Raw genomic sequence first — 17,953 nt, 5'->3', positions numbered from 1 at the left:
GGGCGGACTCGGCCCGACCGTCAGGCCGCCTGCCGCGTCCGCCCACCACCCCTCTCCCCTTTCCGTCGAAGCACATCGTTCCAGTCGTTCAGGCCGTGCCAGGGCCAGATCGTTTCGATCGTCCGTCCGGGGACTGTGTGCGCTTCCTGTGCGACCACTTCTGCGCGACGGCCTGGTCGATCATTGTCGGGGAGAAGGATGAGGTGATCCACGCGCGATGGGATGGCAACCTGGCCGAGCCGCTCATTGCCAAGGGCGGCCCAGACGGGGATGCCGAGCAGAATCATGGCGGAGAGCGCGGTTTCAACGCCTTCCGCGAGGCCAAGCACGTCGGTGGCATCCGCCAGCATGACGGCGCCACGGGACGGGCGCCCCAGCATGCGACGCGGATTTCCAAGGTCTCGTGCCCGGCGTGCGAGCACCGTGTCCAGGAAGGTCCGCTGGACGGCTATCACGCGGGCGCCTTCCTGAACGGCGGCGAGCATTGCGGGACGAAAAACGATCTGGCGCCGCGGCCCGAGCGGCGTGCGCGGGTGAAAGCGGAGCGTCGGTGAGACGTGACCGATCGCGCGGTTCAGCAAATATCGCTCGACCGGCGTATCTGTGATGGCGCGCGCCTCGTCCCAAAGATCAGTGGCACGCGATCTCAGCCATCCCTCATCGGCGGCGGGTGGCAGAAGGATGCCGGTCGCCGCTCCGCCTGGAGGAATTGGACCAAGCCGGCTGATCGCGCGCAGGACGTCGATCGTGTCGCAGCCCGCGAAGCATTTGAAGAGGAGGTCGCTGTCGCCGGTCCGCACCGAAAGGCTTGGGCTCCGGTCCGGGTGCGCCGGGCAGCGGCACATGCCTCTGCCGCCAGTCCAATGTCCGCCAAGATGGCGGACCAGCGCCATGCCACGTGCTTCCAGCTCTGCGCGGCCGGCAGTGCAATCTGTTATGGCCATAGAGATGACTTTCGTCGGCAAATACTGCCTTGGGCAACGCGCTATAGGTCGTGCAGGCCGGCCGCCCTCAAAAGGACTTCTCCCAAAATGGGCACGAATTCATGATTGCCGTCTGGTCGATGAATTCAATCAACCATAGGATAACGATAAAGGACCTCGCTGACGCCGCGCTCGACGATCCCAGCGGATCGGGTTGAGCGACTGCGCGTGCGCCGAGGTACGAACATGCCGGCGGTGAGATTAGTGCGATGGAAAATATCATGTCGATCGTTCGCTATGAAGAATTCGTGAGCGCAGGCGATCCTGCGGTGACGAGAGCCGTGTCTTTGATGAAGGAAGCGCTGGATATCCTCGATCGGGGTGGCGCGGGTCTGACGGCCTTCGCATGTCATCTTTCGCTCGCGATCGATGTCGCCGAACAGCGTCCTGTCCCCGCGACCGAGGAGGAATTCGAGGCGAAGTGGGCCGAACTGCGACGCCATTGTACGTCTGCTCGCCGTGCAAGATGTAGGGCTTGGGGGTAGCGCGATACCAACGCAATCAGAGGCAGCTCTAGGTTTCTCGGGTATCGAGAGCGGCGATTGCGGTGAGGATCGAGCGGCGCACCTTGCGCGGGCTGACCCCAAGCAAGGATGCGATCTCCTGGACGCGTAGACCATAGCTTGTAGCCAGGAAGAAGATTTGCCGAGCGTCCGGGGGCAGTCGAGCGAGCTTGCGGAGGCTTGTGGAGATCGCCTCGAACCGATCTTCCGGGACGTCGCCCTTCGGCACCAGAACCCAGGCTCGAACTGCAAACCCGTCCGGATGGAGCCTGGATTCCGTTTCCAGCGGGTCGATGACGATATTGCTGTGATCAGGATAAAGTGACCTCGCCAGCGCCACGGCGGGGGGACCTTGGCGGGTGGATCCTCCGGCAGGGTGATGGTGCTGTGCGGCGGGCGTTTGCTGCACGACCGCGCACGCTGCGCACAGTCGGTCCCAGAAATGGCGGAAAGGCATGGTCGAGCTCCTGCAGGATGGGCACCCGGATCGGCCGCGACAAGCTGCTGGTGATCCGAACGACTCACCCGCACGCCCTTTTCTCCCCTCCCGCCCGCATGGCGTCTGTCGCTGGACCAGCCCCGACAGTCAGCGCGGCCCAGTCAACGCCGGCGTGAATCGTCCGGATTTCGCCAGGAAGACTGATCAACCCTCTACCTAGCTGGGTGCGCTCCACTCAAAATCGAATGACATGCATCCCGTTGTAATCGGGAGTAAATCATGATCCAAATCTTTCGGGGTGCGCAGGCGCCCGGCTCCAACGCGATCCTCGATGCGATGTATCGCGATCGAAAACATGTCTTCGTCGACCTCTTGAAGTGGGACGTTCCGGTCATCGACGGTTGCTTCGAGATCGATCAGTTCGATGATGATCGGGCGATCTACCTGGTCGCCGCCGGCGAGAGCGGAGCGCATCGCGGCTCGATCCGGCTTCTGCCGACAGACGGGCCACACATTCTCGGGACGATCTTTCCGGAGTTGTGCGACGCAGCCGTGCCGCGCTCGCCCGACATTTTCGAGATAAGCAGGGGATGTCTGTCGATGCGCCTGCGGGCACCAGAGCGCCTGATCGTGCGCAATGCGTTGACGACTGCAGCTGTCGAGTACGCGCTCCTGCACGGGATTCAGGCGTTCACCTGCATTGCCGATTCCGGCTGGCTCAGTCAGGTCTTGGCCCTCGGTTGGGATTGCTGGCCGCTTGGCCTGCCGCAGAAGATCGGTCGTAGCCTGACGGGTGCGCTCAGGATCGACATCACCCCCGAAACGCCGCACCTGCTGCGCGACGCCGGCACCTACAGGCCTGCGCCGCTCTCGTTTGCAGATGCCGGGGAAAGGGTGCTGGCATGAACGAGATGACCCCCGTCACCACCGATCCGCTTCACACCGGATTGGGAGAGCAGACCGAGGCGTTGTTCACGCATGGGTATTGCGTGATCCCGAACGCAATGCCCGCCGCTATGGTGCGCGCGCTGGCAGCGGACCTGGAGCCTGTGTTCGACGCCACGAAGCTGTCGGTCGGTCCCTTCTATGGCGACACCACCAAGCGCTTTCACGGGCTGTTGCGCCGTAGCGCGCATATGGCCGCCTTCGTCCAGCATGAGGCAGTTCTATCGACCGTCGAGGGGATCCTGGGCCGTCATTGCGATACGATCCAGCTCAACCTCACCCAGGCGATCGAGATTCTGCCGGGAGGCGAGGCGCAGCCGCCGCACCGTGATCAGGATATGTGGCCGGTTCACGCCGAGGGGGTCGAGTATCTCATCAATGTGATGTGGCCGTTCTCGCCGTACACAGCGGAAAATGGTGCGACCATCGTCTGGCCGGGGAGCCACAGGCGACAGGACGAGATTGTGATCGACGCGGCCGAAGGCGTCAGTATCGAGATGCAGCCAGGCGCCGCGCTGCTGTTCCTTGGATCGACCCTTCATGCCGGCGGCGCAAATCGCACCCGACGGCCGAGGCGCGGGATGATCGTGAGCTACAGCCTGGGCTGGTTGAAACCCTATGAGTTGCCCTGGCTCGCCTATCCGCCGGAGATCGCCCGCTCGTTCGACCCGGAACTTGCGGCGCTCGCGGGATACCGCGCCCATCGCCCGAATCTCGGAACCTATGAAGGGCGCTGCCCATCGCATCTGCTGAGCGGTGATCCCGACGCCCTTGGTGCAATCGATGCGCTGCGTCCGGAGCAGGAGGAACTGATCGAGCTGTATCGAGCCGGTGCGATCCTTCCGCAAGGGTTGGCCGTGTCCGCCGCATAGCGGTCGTCCCTGCACTGTCGCGCGCGTGGGCCGTCACGCTGGGCATTGAGCCTGTGCCAGAAAAGTTCGACGCAGATGAACGCTGACGATCCTGAAAAAAGTAGGAAAGAGGTCTGCCTCCGGCTCCTTGCCGAGCGCAGGCTCGTCGGCGCTGCGTTGGGGTTCGACCTCTGCCCGGTTCCGACGTGGGATATGCTGCTGGATCTCTATCTGGCGCACCTCGAAGGTCGAAAGACCTATCTTTGGTCGCTGTGCATGGCGTCCCATGTGCCGACGACCAGCGCGCATCGAAAGATCGCCGAGCTTACGAAAAAGGGGCTATTGACGCGCAGTGCCGACGGGCAGGACGGCCGGCGCGTATCTGTTGGTCTGACGCAAGGCTGCATTTCGCTGCTCGATGATCTCATTGACCGGCTACGGTAGCGCGGGCCGCAGGTGGAAGCCGGGGTGGCCGCAACGAGTCGCGGCGACGGATGGTGGGACAAGCCGTCCTTCCTGTTCGGACCCGTCCTGCTGCAGCTTATAACCAATCCCGGCACAGCGCTCCTGGTTGACCGTTGAGAAGCGGACGGGGAGCACTGCTTCCTATGACCACCTTCTCTTGCCCCCTTCCCTCACCCAAAAGACAGCAGTCGCCGGTCGTCGACGGATCGCTGAGTGCGTAGGTGCGAAATGGCGCGCACAATATTTTTTCTACCGCGTGTTTGATCGAAACATTCGAAGCGTAAGGGCAAGCATTTCGCTAGCCCACTTCAACTCGACATCGCTCAAACCGGAGAGTTCGGCCGTCAGATCGAAAAGGTCCGGTCGCTGGTAATGGTTTGACCCTGGATCGATCGCGAACAGTTCTGCAGGATCCACTTCAAGCGCGCGCGCAATTTGTTCGATGTTGGGGAATCTGAGGGCAGCCTCCCCTCTCTCAACCTTCCCGATCATATTGGGAGATAGGCCGGCAGCTTCCGCCAGTTCGGCCTGCTTCATGCCTAATCGAAGGCGGTGAGCACGCACCAAGTTACCGAACCGTTTGTGCAAATCCATCGTGAGCTCCCCAACCCACCTACGGGGAGCTCAACGGGACGCCCACACATGCCAGGTGTATTTAACACCATATGATGCTTCTACTTGCACATATCGGCGAAGGGGGTAAGATTCCCCTGGGACAAAATGGCTGGATGGTGGGCCAAGGGATATCGAGATGTGCGGGAAACTCGAAGCGAGCGAGCCACCTACGGGGGTCAACCGACTGGCGTGCGACAGGCAGAATGCTCGGCTCCCATGGCTTGATGTCGTTCGCAACCGGGGGGCTCTGTGGGGATCATTGTGCTGGGATCGGAGCGAGGCTGATGACGGTCGTTATGCACATCGCGCAAACGCGTCTCTGCGGATCTTCTAATGGCGCTGGAGGACAGTGCCGAGCACGCCGGGGCGCGTGACCTACCGGACTCCAAGGTTCCGGGCAGTGTAGAATTCGACGCGATTTACCGGTCGGAGGTTCCAAGTCTCATGCGGTTTTTTCGGAGAAGACTTGGCTCCCACGACGAAGCTGATGACTTGGCGCATGAAGCACTGACCAGGTTTCTACGGGCGTCACCGGCTACTCAGATCGCGACCCCGCAGGCGTATCTGAGACGCATTGCGACTAATCTACTGCGTGATCGTGCCGAGCGCGCCTCGACCCGTCTATCGGAAGTGTCGGTGCCACTTATGGAGGGGCTCGATCATCCAACAGAATATGATCAGCACCGGGAGTTGGAGGGCCGCCAGGAACTCGCTCACTACACAGCCATCTTGCGCGAGCTGAAGCCGAAGACGTTGGAGATATTTCTGCTCAGTCGCGTCGATGGTTTCACCTACAAGGAAATAGCCGTTAAAGTCGGGATGAGCGTTTGGGGTGTAAAGAGGCAGATGCTGAAGGCCATTGCTCATATCGATCAGCATCGGAGGCTCCGATGAACGACCGTCCCTCGAGGATCGAGCGGCAGGCCTACAAATGGGTTTCGAAGATGCTCGAAGATCCGGGCCGGCACGCCGCAGCGCTTGAGCGTTGGTTGTCGAAGGATGACGAGCACCGTGCCGTTTATAGGCGTGTGGCGATCGAGGTTGGTCGAGCGAGCGACGCCGCCGCGCAGGCGCCAGTTCTGCGCGCCATCACGCGACCCGCGCAAGAGTCGGTCGGGTGGGGTGCGAAAGGAAGAATGATCGCCGTTGGTGGGGTGGTTGCAGTCGGTATTTCCGCTGCTGGCGTGTTCGGTGTGCTGCACATGTCGCCCGGTAACGGCGTCGTCGGTGTCTCCGGCAACGCGCCGGCATTGGCCTATGCCGCGGAAACGACCGATCGGACCGTCACACTTAGCGACGCATCGGTAGTGACGCTATTCGCACATAGTCGCATGGAGGCAGATTTCTCGGAGTCCGAGCGGTCGGTGCGTCTCTTGAGTGGCAAAGCCCGCTTTGCCGTGGCCCACAATGCCGCTCGGCCGTTCGTTGTATACGCGGCGGGCGGCAAGGTGAAAGCGACTGGGACCCTGTTCGAAGTAGCGGTCGACGGCGAGGTCAAGGTTCGCCTCATCAGCGGAGCGATCGAGGTCACCTTTCCGCGATTAGCTACGGACAGGTCGGAGAGGGTCGTCCGTCTTGGACCTGGGGAACAAGCCTCCTATCCGCGGCCGGCGACAGTGTCCGCGGCGCCCACGCCACAGAGTTCGATGACAGTTTTGGCAGGGTCGTTGGAGAACTTCGACGACGTTCCTGCGGAAGCGATAATCGAGAAAGTGAACGAGTCTTCGGCAACCAAGATCGTCTTTGCGGACACGGCTATGGGGCAGCGCAGGGTCGTAGCCGACTTCAAGATTGGCGACCCGCAAGCGGTTGCGGAAAAGCTAGCGATTTTGCTTGGCCTCATCGTTGATCGGAGCCAGCCTGGCCGCCTGCTTTTGAGGTCGCCGAATTAGTCGCCTTTTTCGACAAACCGCACCACATTTGAAGTCCCCCCGTCAGGCCAATGCATCCGCGCGACAGCGGGGCTACCTAAGGGGGCATTGGAATGAGGCGGAATCATCGCATTGGGCTATATGGCGGTGTAGTTGCAGCAACGCTACTGATGAGCACGGCGGCCTTTGCGCAAGAGCGCCCCGCCCGCGATTATGACATTGCCGCACAGGATCTCAAGACCGCGCTTCGCGAAGTTGCGCGCGCTTCCGGACTCGAACTTTTAGCGATCAGCGACGATCTTCGCGGAAAGAAAGCCCCGGCTCTGAACGGTCATTTCACGCCAGATGACGCGTTGGCACAGCTGTTGCGCGGAACCGGCCTCAGCGCCGAAATATCGGGAGGAACGATCTATATCAGGGGGCGAGAGGAGCCGCGGATTGCGGCCGACGACGTACAAAGCGGCTCCGTAACCGACATTGTCGTGACCGGGACACGCATCCGGGGCGCCCTCCCATCTTCTCCAACGATCACGAAGACCCAGGAGGAGATTCGCAAATCTGGCCTTACTAATCTCGGCGACTTTGCCCGCAGCTTGCCCCAAAGCTTTTCTGGTGGGCAAAACCCAGGTGTGACCGTCGGCGTGACTGGTGAGACCAATCAGAACGTCAGTTCCGCGTCTAGTCTGAACCTTCGTGGCCTTGGCCAGGATGCGACGTTGACGCTGCTGAACGGGCACCGGCTGGCATATAACAGCGCGCAGCAAGCAATTGATATTTCTGCTATCCCTCTTGCTGCTGTCGATCGTGTAGAGATCATCACCGATGGCGCCTCGGCGATCTATGGATCGGATGCGGTCGCTGGCGTTGCCAACGTAATTCTGAAGCGGAGCTTTGATGGAGCCAGCCTGACCGCCCGTCTTGGCGCATCAACCGACGGTGGGGATCGCCAACAGGAATATAGCATTGTAGCCGGCACCACCGGGTCTCGTGCTGGTTTTATCGCCAGCTACGACTTCGAGCGTGACACGCCCATCAACGCGGGGCGGCGTAGTTACACTGATGGAAGTTTCCCCTCCACAACTCTACTTCCCTATCAACGACATCACAGCGCTGTTGTCAGCGGATATTGGGATATAAGCTCGCGGCTCACAGCAAGTGTGGACGCGCTCTATAGTTCAAGGCATTCCACGACGGTTCAACCACTCGCTAGCAACAACTATACAGATCTTGGCTATTACAGAACTCCTGCAGTTCAGTCTTACGCGATCTCGCCAAAACTTGCATGGACTTTACCGGCCGGCTGGTCGGCGACGCTGCTGGCCACGTATGGTGAAGATAAGACTGATGTGAATTCGCGATTCTACAGCGGGGGGGGCACTCAGCTTCGCCTCGGTGGGATTCTATCGTAACCGATCGACCCTGATTGAGATGAACGTCGAAGGGAGTCTCGCGCATTTGCCAGGCGGCAATGTGAGGTTGGCCATGGGAGGCGGCTATCGCGGGAACGAACTGATCGCAAACCTCGCGACGGAGAGTTCGACTGGTACGGTTCCTACCGTCCAATTCTCAAAGACGCGGCGAAGCTACTATGCTTTCGGCGAACTATACGCGCCGATCATCGCACCCGATGAAGCAGTACCTTTCGTCGATCATTTTTCGGTCAGCGCCGCTGCCCGCTACGAAAACTATCCAGGAATGGCGAGTGTCGCGACGCCCAAACTCGGCGCGGTTTACGCTCCTCTGAAGGGCCTGGAGCTCAAGATTTCCTGGGGTCGCTCGTTCAAGACGCCGACGTTATACCAGCAATATGTAGGATATGATGCCGAACTGGTTCCCGCGAGTTATTTCGGAAGTACCAGCTATCCCGCAACGGCTACGGCGCTCTTCCTCGTTGGGGGGAATCCCAATCTCAAGCCGGAGCGGGCATCCACCTGGGCAGCATCGGTTGACCTGCGACCCGCTGCCATTCCGAACTTGAGGATCGAGGGTAATCTATTTGAGGTGCGATACAGGAACCGCATTTCGCAGCCGATCACGTCTTATGAGGGGTTGCTCACCAACCCCGTCTATCAGGCCTTGGTTGATTTGGATCCGACGCTGGCAGATGTCGGCAGCGCTGTTGACGCATCAAAGGCGGGCGTCGAGAATCTCACCGGCGCACCCTATAACGCCGCGAACGTCGTGGCGATCATCGACAGCCGTTATCTGAATATCGCACGTCAGGCTCTCAGGGGGGTCGATGTGTCAGCCGATTATCGGTTGGAATTGGCGGCGCAGAACGATCTAACCTTCACGGGATCCGCCAGCTATCTTCATAGCGAACAGCAATTGACGCCGAGCGCCACCCCCATTCCGGCTGCGGGGGTCATCTTCAATCCCCCTCACTGGCGTGCCCGAACCGGACTGATCTGGGATCGACATGCCATCTCTGTGGCCGCGTACGGCAATTACATCGGGGGGCTGACAGACAATCGCACGGTGCCAGCGCGCCCAGTAGGATCGATGAAGACGCTCGATCTTACGTTCGGTTATCGGACGCGTTCTGGTCCCAAGGCCGTGGACGGTATCACCATAAGCCTTTCGGCGCTGAATCTGTTCAATGACAAGCCCGATCGGATTAAGACATCGGCTCCCTATTATCCCGGCTATGATTCAACGAATTATTCGGTCGTCGGTCGCTTCGTCAGCCTGTCCATCACCAAGCATCTGTGATGCGGTTGCTCATAGGGGCGCTGCCTGCCGCCCTCGTAACTTTGTCGATGGCCGGCGGCGAGGAGGCCCACGCTGCGGCGATCGAAGGCTGTCGTGATCTCACTCCGTCGGGCGAGGCAGCTCGTCCTGCTGACCGACGCTTACCCACCGCTATGGATTTGGTCCGACTTCGTGACGTGGGCTGGCCGGCGAGCGTGGCGCTCGATGGCGTGAGCGCCATCGCCGTCTCTCCCGACGGCGCAAGGGTGGCCTTCCAGATTCGGCGGGCCGATCCTCGGGCGAATCAATATTGCCTCGGGCTATATGTCGCGACGATAGGCGCCCGCCCTCAACTCATCGAAGTCGACGCCGGCGGAGAGTTGATACGAGAGACGTTGACCCGCACTGGAATCGCCAATTTTCCGACGGGAGTTCCGAAGGTGATCACCCCTCATTGGTCGCCAGATGGCGAGTGGATCGCTTACCTGAAACGCCGGAATGGCATTACCCAGGTTTGGCGGGCGCGTGCCGATGGGTCCGCGGCCGAGGCTGTGACGACTTCCGAAATCGATGTTGAGGATCTGGCCTGGTCCGAAGATGGTGGATCGATCATCTTTTCTACCAAGCCGGGTTTGCGCGACACGGAGCGGGCCTTCGATCGTGAAGCGCAAGTCGGTTATCTTTTCGACGATCGGTTTGTACCGAAGGCCAGCAGCCGTCCGTTTGCCTATTCTCCCTTAAACGCGGCCTATTTCGTCGTTGATCTGGGGTCGCGCAACGTCCGGCAGGCCACGTTGCTCGAACGTCAGTTGGTCGATCCAACCAGCGATCCCAAGCGGCCACCGCACGCGATGCTCGTGGCGACCGGTCGCGATAGCGTGGCTTGGACGCGTGCCCGCGATGCCAATGAGTATATTCCCACGACCGAGTTGCACGCACGAATTGCGCAGGGACCAGAATTCGTCTGCCGGACGGATGCCTGCACGCACATCGTCGGTGTGTGGTGGGCGGATGACGGACAAACGGTACGGTTCATGCGACGGGAAGGCTGGGGCCTGAGCCAGCTCGGCATTTATGTCTGGCGCCCAGGGCATGGAAATCCACGTCGCACGTTTTTAACCGATGACTTGCTCGCCAATTGCCAGCCCGCAAGAAGCGATCTGATCTGCCTTCACGAAAGCTCCGGGAACCCGCGCCGTCTAGTGCGCCTGCATGATAATGATCGGATCGGAACCATCATCGATCTCAATCCGGAGTTTGCGGGGCTGGAGCTGGGCAAAATAGAGCGTCTCAAATGGAGGAATGATCGTGGCGTTGAGACGTTTGGCGATCTCGTCCTTCCTCCTGAGCACCGACCGGGCCAGCGCCATCCGCTGATCATCGTGCAATATGACAGCCGCGGATTTCTTCGCGGCGGCACCGGCGACGAATATCCGATCCAACTTTTCGCCGCTAACGGCTTCGCTGTGTTGAGCTTTGAGCGTCCGCGCGAAGTAGGACGGCTGTCGCCGAACCGCGACGGTGACGAGCTTGAGCGCAAGAATATGGAAGGATGGGCCGATCTTCGCAGCGTCCTTTCCTCCCTGGAGCAGGGCATCCGCATCGTTGTGGGGCGAGGGGTCGTCGACCCGAAGCGGATAGGCATAACCGGCCTCAGCGACGGCACTCGAACCATCCAATATGCCCTCTTGCACAGCACCTGGTTTGCGGCTGCAGCCGTCAGCAGCTCATTTGAGGAACCGGGGTCGCTCATTCCGCTGGCAGGCTCTGGAGCTGAAAAGAGCTATGTGCGCTCCGGTTATCCGGCGCGCGGCGACGAGGGAGAAGCGTTTTGGGACTGTTATTCGATCGCGCGCAATGCGAACCGGATCAGAACTCCGATCCTGATGCAGCTCTCCGACGACGAGTATCTGGGCGCACTGGAGACCCTGGCCGCGTTGAGACAGCACCATGTCCCGAGCGCGTTATATGTGTTCCCAGGTGAGCATCATATTAAATGGCAACCCGTACACCGACTGGCGGTATACGAGCGAAACCTTGCATGGTTTCAGCTTTGGCTTGGCGATAAGGATCAGGCGCCGCGGCGGTCACCGCCTGATGAACGAAACCCTGGCGCGACACCGTCGGATCAGCGCATTTCATTGGGCATGTTTCACGTCGCGCCGATGGCTCCTGCGCCTTCAAAAATTCCCGCTCCGGTCGACCAGTGTCGCGCCCAAGCCTCGGCGTCGACGAGCGCAAGCAACCGGAGGTGATCATTGTCGCGTGCCGGCCCGACGTAGGAAAGGCAACGCTCGACAGCACCTCGGTCTAGGATGCCATTTTGCGCAAGTAGTCCGTCCATCAACATTTCCCTGACCACCTCGCGATATGCGACCAGCAGGTCGATGCAAAAAAGCCTCGGGTCCCCCTTTGACGGTACGTTTGAGCGTGGCGGCTGGTAGCACATCAGCATAAGCCCGTCGTACCGCCGAACGATTGATACCGCCTGCCACCCATTCCCAGCTTGGAATGCCCAGGCAGTGTTCGACGATGGGTTGCGCCTGCAACGGACAAATGAGCTCGAGAGAAGCGCTGGGAGCATAGCCTTCCGCAAATCGCTGAACGCGAACCACCCACTGAACGTGGGCGGCACGCCCAGGTGGAACGGCCCGCCTCGTGGCAAGCCAGGGATGGCCTGGATATGCCGAAGAGAATCCCGCTTCCGACGCCAGGAAACGATTGTCGCGATGATCGCCTGATGAGCGGGGGCCTGCACAAGCTCGTTTCAATGCCGCGCGCAGAACCGCGCCCAGGCTGCTTTCCGTTAATTTGCAGACGTCTCGTATGGTGCGCCAGATAGCCGGGTGCAAACCCTCTGCAGCCAGACGATCGACGATCGGCGATGCGTTCTGCATGAAGCAGAAAACCGCGTCGCCACCATTGCCCCGGAAGAGACTGTCGATGCGCTCGTCCCGGGCAATTTCCCGCACGATACGGTCAAAGCTCTGCAGGAAGGGCTCACCGATTGGACGGGGTATGGAAGGAGCACTCGGCCGTCGAAGATCCACATGGTCGATCGAGAGCTTTGCTTCATGGAGTGGTAGCCCCACAGCAGCACACATTTCGCGCGCAAAGCCGCGTTCATCCCCAGCGGGGTGATCGGTCGCAACGGTCACGCCATCGGGCTGGCAATGGCCGCGCACCAGGGCGGAGGCGATAATCGAAGAATCCAAGCCGCCGGAAACGCCCACCAGCATCCGTCCCTTTGGTATCGCCAGTGCTTGGATGCAGCCATCGACGGTGCGGCGTAAGCGTTCACCGACGTCGCCTGTCACATTAACGGAGGGAGAGCCGATATAATCCCATGGTGACCAGTAGGGCTTTTCGGCGATGTCGGAGCCATCAAGAACCAATCCGAAACCTGGCAGAAGTTCGCGCACACCCTTGAGCGCCGTGGCCGGCGATCTCTGATTTGGGAAGCGAAACTGGAAGCCGATGTTGTCCCAATCCACCTCGGCTCGCAAAAGCCCAGCCGCTACGAAAGTTTCAACGTCCGATGCAATGGCGTGATCCCCGCCAACGTGAAGGTGATACGCAGGGAGACCACCGGACGGGTCACGCATGACTGAGACCGTACCATCGGCGTCCTGCGCAACTGAGACATATCGGCCCCAGCACTTTTCAATCAGGTAAGATTGAATGCAGCCGAGAGGCTCATCGGCAGGCAACGCCGCACTTTCGAGCGGCCTGAAGGTTGCTTTGTCGAAGATAGTTCCGACGACTATCCCTCTGTCGTCACGGCGGGCAGTGAGCGGACAATCGGACCCGGTGAGAACGGATATATGATGGCCTTCAAAGGCCGAGCGCATACCCGTGAGTCTCGTGATCCGACTCTTTACATCCGGGCGTTCCGCCAAGCGTGAGAGCAGGATTAGATATCGGGCAGCCATCAGACGACCAGGATCGGCGAGAAAGTTCGAACGCGATCAAGGCTATCATTCAGAACACAATCGCCACGCTGTACCCAGGCATGAGCAGCGAATGGAGCAGCCGTAACGCCGATCACGAGAACGGCGTCGACGCCTGTTGATCGCAGCAGCTGCAAGAAAGCTATCGATCGGATGAGGCACTTATCGGCCGTTGAGATCGCGAAATCGGCAACGGCAAATGCCGACCGAAGTCGATGAATTCCATGCTCGACGTCAGCCTCAATCAATAACCGACTATTTGGGCCTTCTTCCGCCAACTCGCTGATCAGATCTTGGAATCGGGATCGCCTAAGCGCGACTGCCACGCGGTGCTGTCGCCACAGGACATGCAAAGCAAGCAAGGCGCTCGTACGAACCTTTGCCTCAGCGTTCCAGGATTTGAGCGGCGTGATGAAGAGTTGGGGTTGTCGGCTCGTTCTGCATTGGCCGCCTGCGCGCAGGATTCCTGCATCAAGCAGTTTCTGATGTGCGATATCTCCTTGGCCGGACGGCTTATCGTCCTCCAGGGCCGCGCGGAATGATGAATTCCAGCTTGGCGGTATGCTGAAATAGCGGCCGGTGGCGACATTCAAAAAAACGATGTGGCCACCAGCGTCACTGAAATGCAGATGCGGTCCGAGCACGTACGCCATAGCGGCCAACATCGGGATCGGGGCACGCAGAGTCTGCATGCCCCGACCGCCTTCAGTCGTCGAGGATGCCGGCGCCGCCGAGCGGCGACTGGTCCAGATCCTTCGACAGGCCGACGATCCCCTTGGTCTCGACCGCGACGGATCCGAGGTCGAAGAGGTCATTCTCGGTTTCGATTTCGCGTTGCATGATACACTCCTTGTCACGCTGCGGACTGCAGCGGCGGGATGTTACCGGCTGGGGAGCGTATTCGAGACTTTATAAGTGACCGATATGGGAGCTTATATGCGTGGCCGAAGGCAGGCCGGAGATGAAGCTCATGTCGCTACAGGTTGAGTCAATCTAATCAAATTCTTGCGCTGCGGTCGTGCCGCTGCCCAATTTTATAAGAGCCGGAACGCGGCGCAGTCTCCGCCGATGATAGGCCCAGATGGCGTCACGGATGGTCGATTCTCGACCGGATGCGGTCGCGACCCAGACCGCGCGAAGTTCGCCCACACGGTCCTTGATCGACGACTCGCGTAATCGAGTCGCATATAGCTTGTCAGCCACAGCCGCGATCGTCGCCGCATGTTGCCGGTTGCGCGAGCCGGCTGCGAGACGGCCGAACAATTCCGTCGTTGCGTCGGTGATCGCGCGTGTATCCATCGGGTCGAGAGCGTCCAATGCAGAAGACATGTCGATGCTGATGCTGGGGCTTGAGCGATGTTTGATCGCGAGACGTAAGACCTGGCCATGCCAGACATACAGATCCCGGAGATCTTGTTCCGTGAGAACGGGAAGCTGGAAGCCCCCGCCATGATGTGCCTCGATCAGACCCTCCCCTACCAGTCGGTGAATGGCATCACGTACGGGCGCAATGCTCGTGCCGGATTCCTCGGAGATCGCCTGCACGACAAGCGGCGCTCCGGGAGCATAATAGCCGCCGACGATTGCGCGACGCAGTCCGGCGTAGACCCGCTCGGAGGTAAGCGCTTCGGGCGCCATGTTCCGCGCGGCCTCAATCTTCGTCGTCAGTTGACGGACGCGGAGCCGCTGGCCGCAGCCGGCTCGCGATCGAATCGACATAATAGTCGCCGATGCATCTGATGCAGTGCTCCTCGAGCGCTGCCATGTCATCGAGAAGCAATTGCCGTGGAAATGCCATCTTGTGATCCATGAACATCAGCGGGATCAGGAAATAGGAGGCTGGTAGTCCCACCCCGGAAGCGCAGCGAAGATGATCCTCGATTGAGGATTTCGGATTGCCCGACTCGATCTCGCGTAGCCAGCGCACCCCGATGCCGACATCGGAGGCGAGCTGCTCCTGCGTCTTCCGTTCTTTCCGTCTCCGCTCTTCGATGCACTTTCCCGAGATCACCTTGATCTGCGCAAGGACAGTCGCATCTCCAATGCTGGATGTGCTTTGAAGCGACACGTGCAGGTTCTCCCTGACTGTTGCTCAAAGCTCCCTTTGCACAGTTCGACAGAGCGGAAACTGGTGTTAAATATGCCCGCGGTCAAATCCAATCGTTCCCAAATTGGAAGACGGCCAGGGTGGTAACGCTCGAAGTGCGTTTGCTTAACTAACTTGGATGTCGTTAATTTTTCTTTGCCCGTCTTGGTCCTTCGCCGGCGATACGGCGATAAGCCTCGACCAAGTCCTTATCTTCCGCTGTTCTGAATGAAGCAAGACCGACGATGTAAAGCTTGCCGACCGGTGGGCTCTGCGCAAATCGATCGGATGCGACCAGGCGTTCGCACACCAGATGCATGATCTCGGTGAGTTCCGCCGAAGATCCAACAAAGCAGGTCTTGTCGCCCGTGCATTGCAGGCAGGAGCGCGTTTCGAGCTCGGCCGCGATGTCATCGGCATCCATGCGTTCGAGAAGCGCGACCGCGACGGAAAAGGTCGCTCCGTAAGGAATGAAGTCGCGCAGGAGCTGCGCCAGGCGGTAGTGGCACGCAAGGAACAGGTCGATTCCCTGTTCCGATAGTCGCAATTTGTAGGTCCTTGAGGCCGCCTTTTCCATCTTCCCCTTCCCTGCGACTCGTGCCTGTCTCCTTATGGCTTGACGAGATTTGAGCCCAAATGGGCACTTCATGAACGATTAGAGACCCAAATTGCGGCACGGATGTGCCGATTGCGGTCCGCGATTGCCGCCTCCGGCACGGCGGTGCCCTGCCTATTGCGGCACGCCGATCACTTACTTCATGACGCGGTCATCCCGATTTGGGGTGACGGCGAGCACCGTTCGACAACTCAACGCTCCCAGCCCGATCCCGATCAAGTTCCCCGGTCATCGCAGACGCGATTCCCGGACAGAGGAGGCGTGTCTGATGACCAAACGAATAGTCTTGAACAGCCTGGGCAGCGTTTCGCTTGCGCTCATCACTATGCCAGCTGGCGCCTGCCCCCGGCAAGTTGCCGCGCCCGTCAGCGCACCGGCGCCGCAGGTTCGGGTCATCGCGACGGCCGATGGTTTCGCCATCGCGGCTAAGACGGAGACTCCCACGGCGGCGCCGCCGCGCTCGGCCGTGCCGCTCGGCGTACAGATGCAGATCGACCGTGACGCCTTTGAGTGCAGCACGCGTCGCATCGCGAGTGCCCGCCCGTGAGGGGCGCGACGTCCAGGGCGGTTCGGCGCCTGTCGCTGTTCGCTTGCGCAATGACGCTTGGTCCGAGCGCGATCGCGCAATCGGTGGAAACCGCGAAACAGGGTGATCCGGCGCCGCTCAGCGTCGCGAGTGAGGAAGCGCAGCAGAAGCTGCAGCAGACCTTCACCAACCTGAAGTTCGAGGACTTCGGACCGGCACCCGTCAAGGGCCCCATCTATCAGGCGACCGCGGGCGGACGGATCATCTATTATGCGCCGGAGAGCGAGCAAATCCTCTTTGCCGCAGTCTACGACAAGAATGGCGTCAACATCACGGCGTTGGCCCAGGATGCGAGCGCCCGGAAAAAGCTCGGTGCACTGGATCCCGCGAAGGCGCTCGTCATCGGCCCCGAAGGTGCGCCGACGGTGATCGAGTTCACCGACCCCGAATGCCCCTATTGCCGCGCGCTCGAGAAGTTCTGGATCGCCAAGGCAGCAGAGGGGAAGCCGGTCCGGCGGCTCATTTATTTCGTGAGCGGCATTCACCCGCAGGCCGCGGCGAAATCCGAACATATCCTCTGCTCGGCGGACAAAGAGGCCGAGTTCAAGGCGATCTACGGCGGCGCGCAGCCGGCAAGCTTGCGCAAATTCGCAGCGGGCCATGCCAAGGTCGAGGCCGATGCGATCGCCGTTCAGAAGATCGGCATCACCGGCACGCCGACGCTGATCATCGACGGCAAGCTCGTCTCGGGCTTCCAGCAGGGTGAGCTTGAGCAATTTCTCGCGGACCATTCGGCGAAGACCGATGCGAAGCACTGACGATCGTCGCGCGCGAACGCGCGCGCCCTTCCTTCTTGGCGGCCGTTCGGGGGGCCGGTCCGGGCGTAGCGCCTCGGCTCCACCGATACGGGCCGGAATGCCGACGGCCGTGGCTCCCCTGGAGCCGTCCACCACGCCGCTCGGCCGCCAACGTGTCCTCACGGTGTCGGCAGGCATCTTCCCGGGCGGCTCCGCAAGCGAACGGAGTGGCAAAATGATCAGGAAAATCGGCAAGCATGTGTTCGGGGTCGCGAATATCGGCGTCCCTTTGGTCTTGTTCGCAACAATGAGCGGCGGCGCGCACGCGTTCACCGCGCCTGCGACCGGAGACCTTGGCTACGACATCTACAACATCGTCGTGAACAAGGGCGTCAAGGGCCCGATGGGGTTCGTCGCCGGCGTCGCGGCCTTCCTCTTCGGCGTGTCGCGGCTGTTCTCGAACGTCATGATCGGGATCCCGACGATCGTCGCCGCGGTGTGCCTCATCAAGGCGGACACCATCCTCCAAACCTTCGGGATGGTCGTCTGAACTGATCGGCCGCGCGGGGCCGATCAAGTCCCCGCGCGTCCCACGAGCCGGGCCGAGAGGCCTGG

General features: G+C 60.6%; 21 protein-coding genes. 11 read left to right on the top strand and 10 right to left on the bottom strand.

The features are described from left to right. Positions 1–20: 20 nt before the first annotated feature. From NW75_RS28200 to NW75_RS08860, 3 genes are all read right to left on the bottom strand, one after another. On the bottom strand, positions 21–845 hold the full coding sequence (locus NW75_RS28200; RefSeq protein WP_419722998.1) for a DUF7146 domain-containing protein: 825 nt from the start codon (positions 843–845) through the stop codon (positions 21–23). A gap of 224 nt (positions 846–1,069) precedes the next feature. Continuing rightward, positions 1,070–1,426, bottom strand: coding sequence for a hypothetical protein (locus NW75_RS24425; protein WP_156143011.1), 357 nt, complete (start codon positions 1,424–1,426; stop codon positions 1,070–1,072). 70 nt (positions 1,427–1,496) lie between these two features. Further along, positions 1,497–1,826, bottom strand: a complete 330-nt coding sequence (locus NW75_RS08860; protein WP_033964771.1) for an RNA polymerase sigma factor — start codon at positions 1,824–1,826, stop codon at positions 1,497–1,499. Between the two features lie 378 nt (positions 1,827–2,204). On the opposite strand from NW75_RS08860, the gene NW75_RS08855 reads away from it, so the two are divergent. The 3 genes from NW75_RS08855 to NW75_RS08845 all read left to right on the top strand — a co-directional run bounded on the left by NW75_RS08855 (position 2,205) and on the right by NW75_RS08845 (position 4,165). Beyond that, positions 2,205–2,831 carry an acyl-homoserine-lactone synthase gene (locus NW75_RS08855; RefSeq protein ID WP_052192331.1) on the top strand — a complete coding sequence of 209 codons (627 nt, stop codon included), beginning with the start codon at positions 2,205–2,207 and terminating at the stop codon, positions 2,829–2,831. Further along, entirely contained in the window at positions 2,828–3,742 is a 915-nt protein-coding gene (locus tag NW75_RS08850; RefSeq protein ID WP_443024451.1) for a phytanoyl-CoA dioxygenase family protein, read from the top strand. The genes NW75_RS08855 and NW75_RS08850 overlap by 4 nt, the downstream gene beginning before the upstream one ends. 75 nt (positions 3,743–3,817) lie before the next feature. Further along, complete coding sequence (locus NW75_RS08845) at positions 3,818–4,165, top strand: MarR family transcriptional regulator (protein WP_156143010.1); 348 nt, start codon at positions 3,818–3,820, stop codon at positions 4,163–4,165. A gap of 270 nt (positions 4,166–4,435) precedes the next feature. Here NW75_RS08845 and NW75_RS22865 read toward each other — a convergent pair whose 3' ends face one another. After that, complete coding sequence (locus NW75_RS22865; RefSeq protein WP_081988703.1) at positions 4,436–4,780, bottom strand: helix-turn-helix domain-containing protein; 345 nt, start codon at positions 4,778–4,780, stop codon at positions 4,436–4,438. A gap of 354 nt (positions 4,781–5,134) precedes the next feature. Here NW75_RS22865 and NW75_RS08835 point away from each other — a divergent pair, with 354 nt between their 5' ends. The 5 genes from NW75_RS08835 (at position 5,135) to NW75_RS08820 (ending at position 11,618) form a co-directional block, all read left to right on the top strand. Further along, positions 5,135–5,695, top strand: a complete 561-nt coding sequence (locus NW75_RS08835) for an RNA polymerase sigma factor (protein ID WP_033964770.1) — start codon at positions 5,135–5,137, stop codon at positions 5,693–5,695. Then, the gene (locus tag NW75_RS08830; RefSeq protein ID WP_033964769.1) at positions 5,692–6,693 is read left to right on the top strand and encodes a FecR family protein; all 1,002 of its coding nucleotides are present in this window, start codon (positions 5,692–5,694) and stop codon (positions 6,691–6,693) included. The genes NW75_RS08835 and NW75_RS08830 overlap by 4 nt, the downstream gene beginning before the upstream one ends. Before the next feature lie 149 nt (positions 6,694–6,842). Continuing rightward, the gene (locus tag NW75_RS22860) at positions 6,843–8,081 is read left to right on the top strand and encodes a TonB-dependent receptor plug domain-containing protein (RefSeq protein ID WP_052192328.1); all 1,239 of its coding nucleotides are present in this window, start codon (positions 6,843–6,845) and stop codon (positions 8,079–8,081) included. Between the two features lie 19 nt (positions 8,082–8,100). After that, entirely contained in the window at positions 8,101–9,384 is a 1,284-nt protein-coding gene (locus NW75_RS22855) for a TonB-dependent receptor plug domain-containing protein (protein ID WP_052192327.1), read from the top strand. Further along, positions 9,384–11,618 (top strand): Atxe2 family lasso peptide isopeptidase, encoded by a 2,235-nt coding sequence (locus NW75_RS08820; RefSeq protein ID WP_081988701.1) that lies wholly within the window; start codon positions 9,384–9,386, stop codon positions 11,616–11,618. Before NW75_RS22855 ends, NW75_RS08820 begins: the two co-directional genes overlap by 1 nt. On the opposite strand, the gene NW75_RS23690 is transcribed toward NW75_RS08820, so the two are convergent. The 6 genes from NW75_RS23690 to NW75_RS08795 all read right to left on the bottom strand — a co-directional run bounded on the left by NW75_RS23690 (position 11,619) and on the right by NW75_RS08795 (position 15,976). After that, positions 11,619–13,295 (bottom strand): asparagine synthase-related protein, encoded by a 1,677-nt coding sequence (locus tag NW75_RS23690; RefSeq protein WP_081988700.1) that lies wholly within the window; start codon positions 13,293–13,295, stop codon positions 11,619–11,621. Continuing rightward, on the bottom strand, positions 13,295–14,005 hold the full coding sequence (locus NW75_RS22850; RefSeq protein WP_197057774.1) for a lasso peptide biosynthesis B2 protein: 711 nt from the start codon (positions 14,003–14,005) through the stop codon (positions 13,295–13,297). Before NW75_RS22850 ends, NW75_RS23690 begins: the two co-directional genes overlap by 1 nt. 13 nt (positions 14,006–14,018) lie before the next feature. After that, the gene (locus tag NW75_RS27305; RefSeq protein ID WP_269430303.1) at positions 14,019–14,153 is read right to left on the bottom strand and encodes a hypothetical protein; all 135 of its coding nucleotides are present in this window, start codon (positions 14,151–14,153) and stop codon (positions 14,019–14,021) included. 153 nt (positions 14,154–14,306) lie between these two features. Beyond that, positions 14,307–14,951, bottom strand: coding sequence for a GntR family transcriptional regulator (locus NW75_RS22845; RefSeq protein WP_052192324.1), 645 nt, complete (start codon positions 14,949–14,951; stop codon positions 14,307–14,309). Positions 14,952–14,964: 13 nt separating this feature from the next. Then, positions 14,965–15,381, bottom strand: coding sequence for a helix-turn-helix domain-containing protein (locus NW75_RS08800; protein ID WP_033964766.1), 417 nt, complete (start codon positions 15,379–15,381; stop codon positions 14,965–14,967). A 163-nt stretch (positions 15,382–15,544) separates the two neighbouring features. Further along, a complete protein-coding gene (locus NW75_RS08795; RefSeq protein ID WP_033964765.1) occupies positions 15,545–15,976 on the bottom strand; it encodes a hypothetical protein in 432 nt (143 codons plus the stop codon). A 307-nt stretch (positions 15,977–16,283) separates the two neighbouring features. Between NW75_RS08795 and NW75_RS08790 the strand changes: the two genes are divergently transcribed. The 3 genes from NW75_RS08790 (at position 16,284) to NW75_RS08780 (ending at position 17,888) form a co-directional block, all read left to right on the top strand. Then, positions 16,284–16,562: a hypothetical protein gene (locus tag NW75_RS08790; protein ID WP_033964764.1), complete on the top strand. Its 279-nt coding sequence runs from the start codon at positions 16,284–16,286 to the stop codon at positions 16,560–16,562. A gap of 50 nt (positions 16,563–16,612) precedes the next feature. Continuing rightward, positions 16,613–17,359, top strand: coding sequence for a DsbC family protein (locus tag NW75_RS08785; RefSeq protein ID WP_052192323.1), 747 nt, complete (start codon positions 16,613–16,615; stop codon positions 17,357–17,359). A 214-nt stretch (positions 17,360–17,573) separates the two neighbouring features. Further along, complete coding sequence (locus NW75_RS08780; protein WP_025549873.1) at positions 17,574–17,888, top strand: hypothetical protein; 315 nt, start codon at positions 17,574–17,576, stop codon at positions 17,886–17,888. Positions 17,889–17,953 lie beyond the last annotated feature (65 nt).

Origin of the sequence: Sphingomonas sp. Ant H11 (assembly GCF_000797515.1) — a bacterium.
Taxonomy (GTDB): Bacteria; Pseudomonadota; Alphaproteobacteria; order Sphingomonadales; family Sphingomonadaceae; genus Sphingomonas.
Note: the sequence above shows the minus strand (reverse complement) of the source record. Positions and strands in the feature narration are given on the sequence as shown.

Coding starts and splice junctions, on each gene's coding strand:
- NW75_RS22855 (WP_052192327.1), top strand. CDS start 8,101: ATGAACGTCGAAGGGAGTCTCGCGCATTTGCCAGGCGGCAATGTGAGG.
- NW75_RS08820 (WP_081988701.1), top strand. CDS start 9,384: ATGCGGTTGCTCATAGGGGCGCTGCCTGCCGCCCTCGTAACTTTGTCG.
- NW75_RS08850 (WP_443024451.1), top strand. CDS start 2,828: ATGAACGAGATGACCCCCGTCACCACCGATCCGCTTCACACCGGATTG.
- NW75_RS08830 (WP_033964769.1), top strand. CDS start 5,692: ATGAACGACCGTCCCTCGAGGATCGAGCGGCAGGCCTACAAATGGGTT.
- NW75_RS22845 (WP_052192324.1), bottom strand. CDS start 14,951: ATGGCGCCCGAAGCGCTTACCTCCGAGCGGGTCTACGCCGGACTGCGT.
- NW75_RS22860 (WP_052192328.1), top strand. CDS start 6,843: ATGAGCACGGCGGCCTTTGCGCAAGAGCGCCCCGCCCGCGATTATGAC.
- NW75_RS08795 (WP_033964765.1), bottom strand. CDS start 15,976: ATGGAAAAGGCGGCCTCAAGGACCTACAAATTGCGACTATCGGAACAG.
- NW75_RS08845 (WP_156143010.1), top strand. CDS start 3,818: ATGAACGCTGACGATCCTGAAAAAAGTAGGAAAGAGGTCTGCCTCCGG.
- NW75_RS08835 (WP_033964770.1), top strand. CDS start 5,135: ATGGCGCTGGAGGACAGTGCCGAGCACGCCGGGGCGCGTGACCTACCG.
- NW75_RS28200 (WP_419722998.1), bottom strand. CDS start 845: ATGTGCCGCTGCCCGGCGCACCCGGACCGGAGCCCAAGCCTTTCGGTG.
- NW75_RS23690 (WP_081988700.1), bottom strand. CDS start 13,295: ATGGCTGCCCGATATCTAATCCTGCTCTCACGCTTGGCGGAACGCCCG.
- NW75_RS24425 (WP_156143011.1), bottom strand. CDS start 1,426: ATGGCGTCGCAGTTCGGCCCACTTCGCCTCGAATTCCTCCTCGGTCGC.
- NW75_RS08790 (WP_033964764.1), top strand. CDS start 16,284: ATGACCAAACGAATAGTCTTGAACAGCCTGGGCAGCGTTTCGCTTGCG.
- NW75_RS08780 (WP_025549873.1), top strand. CDS start 17,574: ATGATCAGGAAAATCGGCAAGCATGTGTTCGGGGTCGCGAATATCGGC.
- NW75_RS08855 (WP_052192331.1), top strand. CDS start 2,205: ATGATCCAAATCTTTCGGGGTGCGCAGGCGCCCGGCTCCAACGCGATC.
- NW75_RS22850 (WP_197057774.1), bottom strand. CDS start 14,005: ATGCAGACTCTGCGTGCCCCGATCCCGATGTTGGCCGCTATGGCGTAC.
- NW75_RS08785 (WP_052192323.1), top strand. CDS start 16,613: ATGACGCTTGGTCCGAGCGCGATCGCGCAATCGGTGGAAACCGCGAAA.
- NW75_RS22865 (WP_081988703.1), bottom strand. CDS start 4,780: ATGGATTTGCACAAACGGTTCGGTAACTTGGTGCGTGCTCACCGCCTT.
- NW75_RS27305 (WP_269430303.1), bottom strand. CDS start 14,153: ATGCAACGCGAAATCGAAACCGAGAATGACCTCTTCGACCTCGGATCC.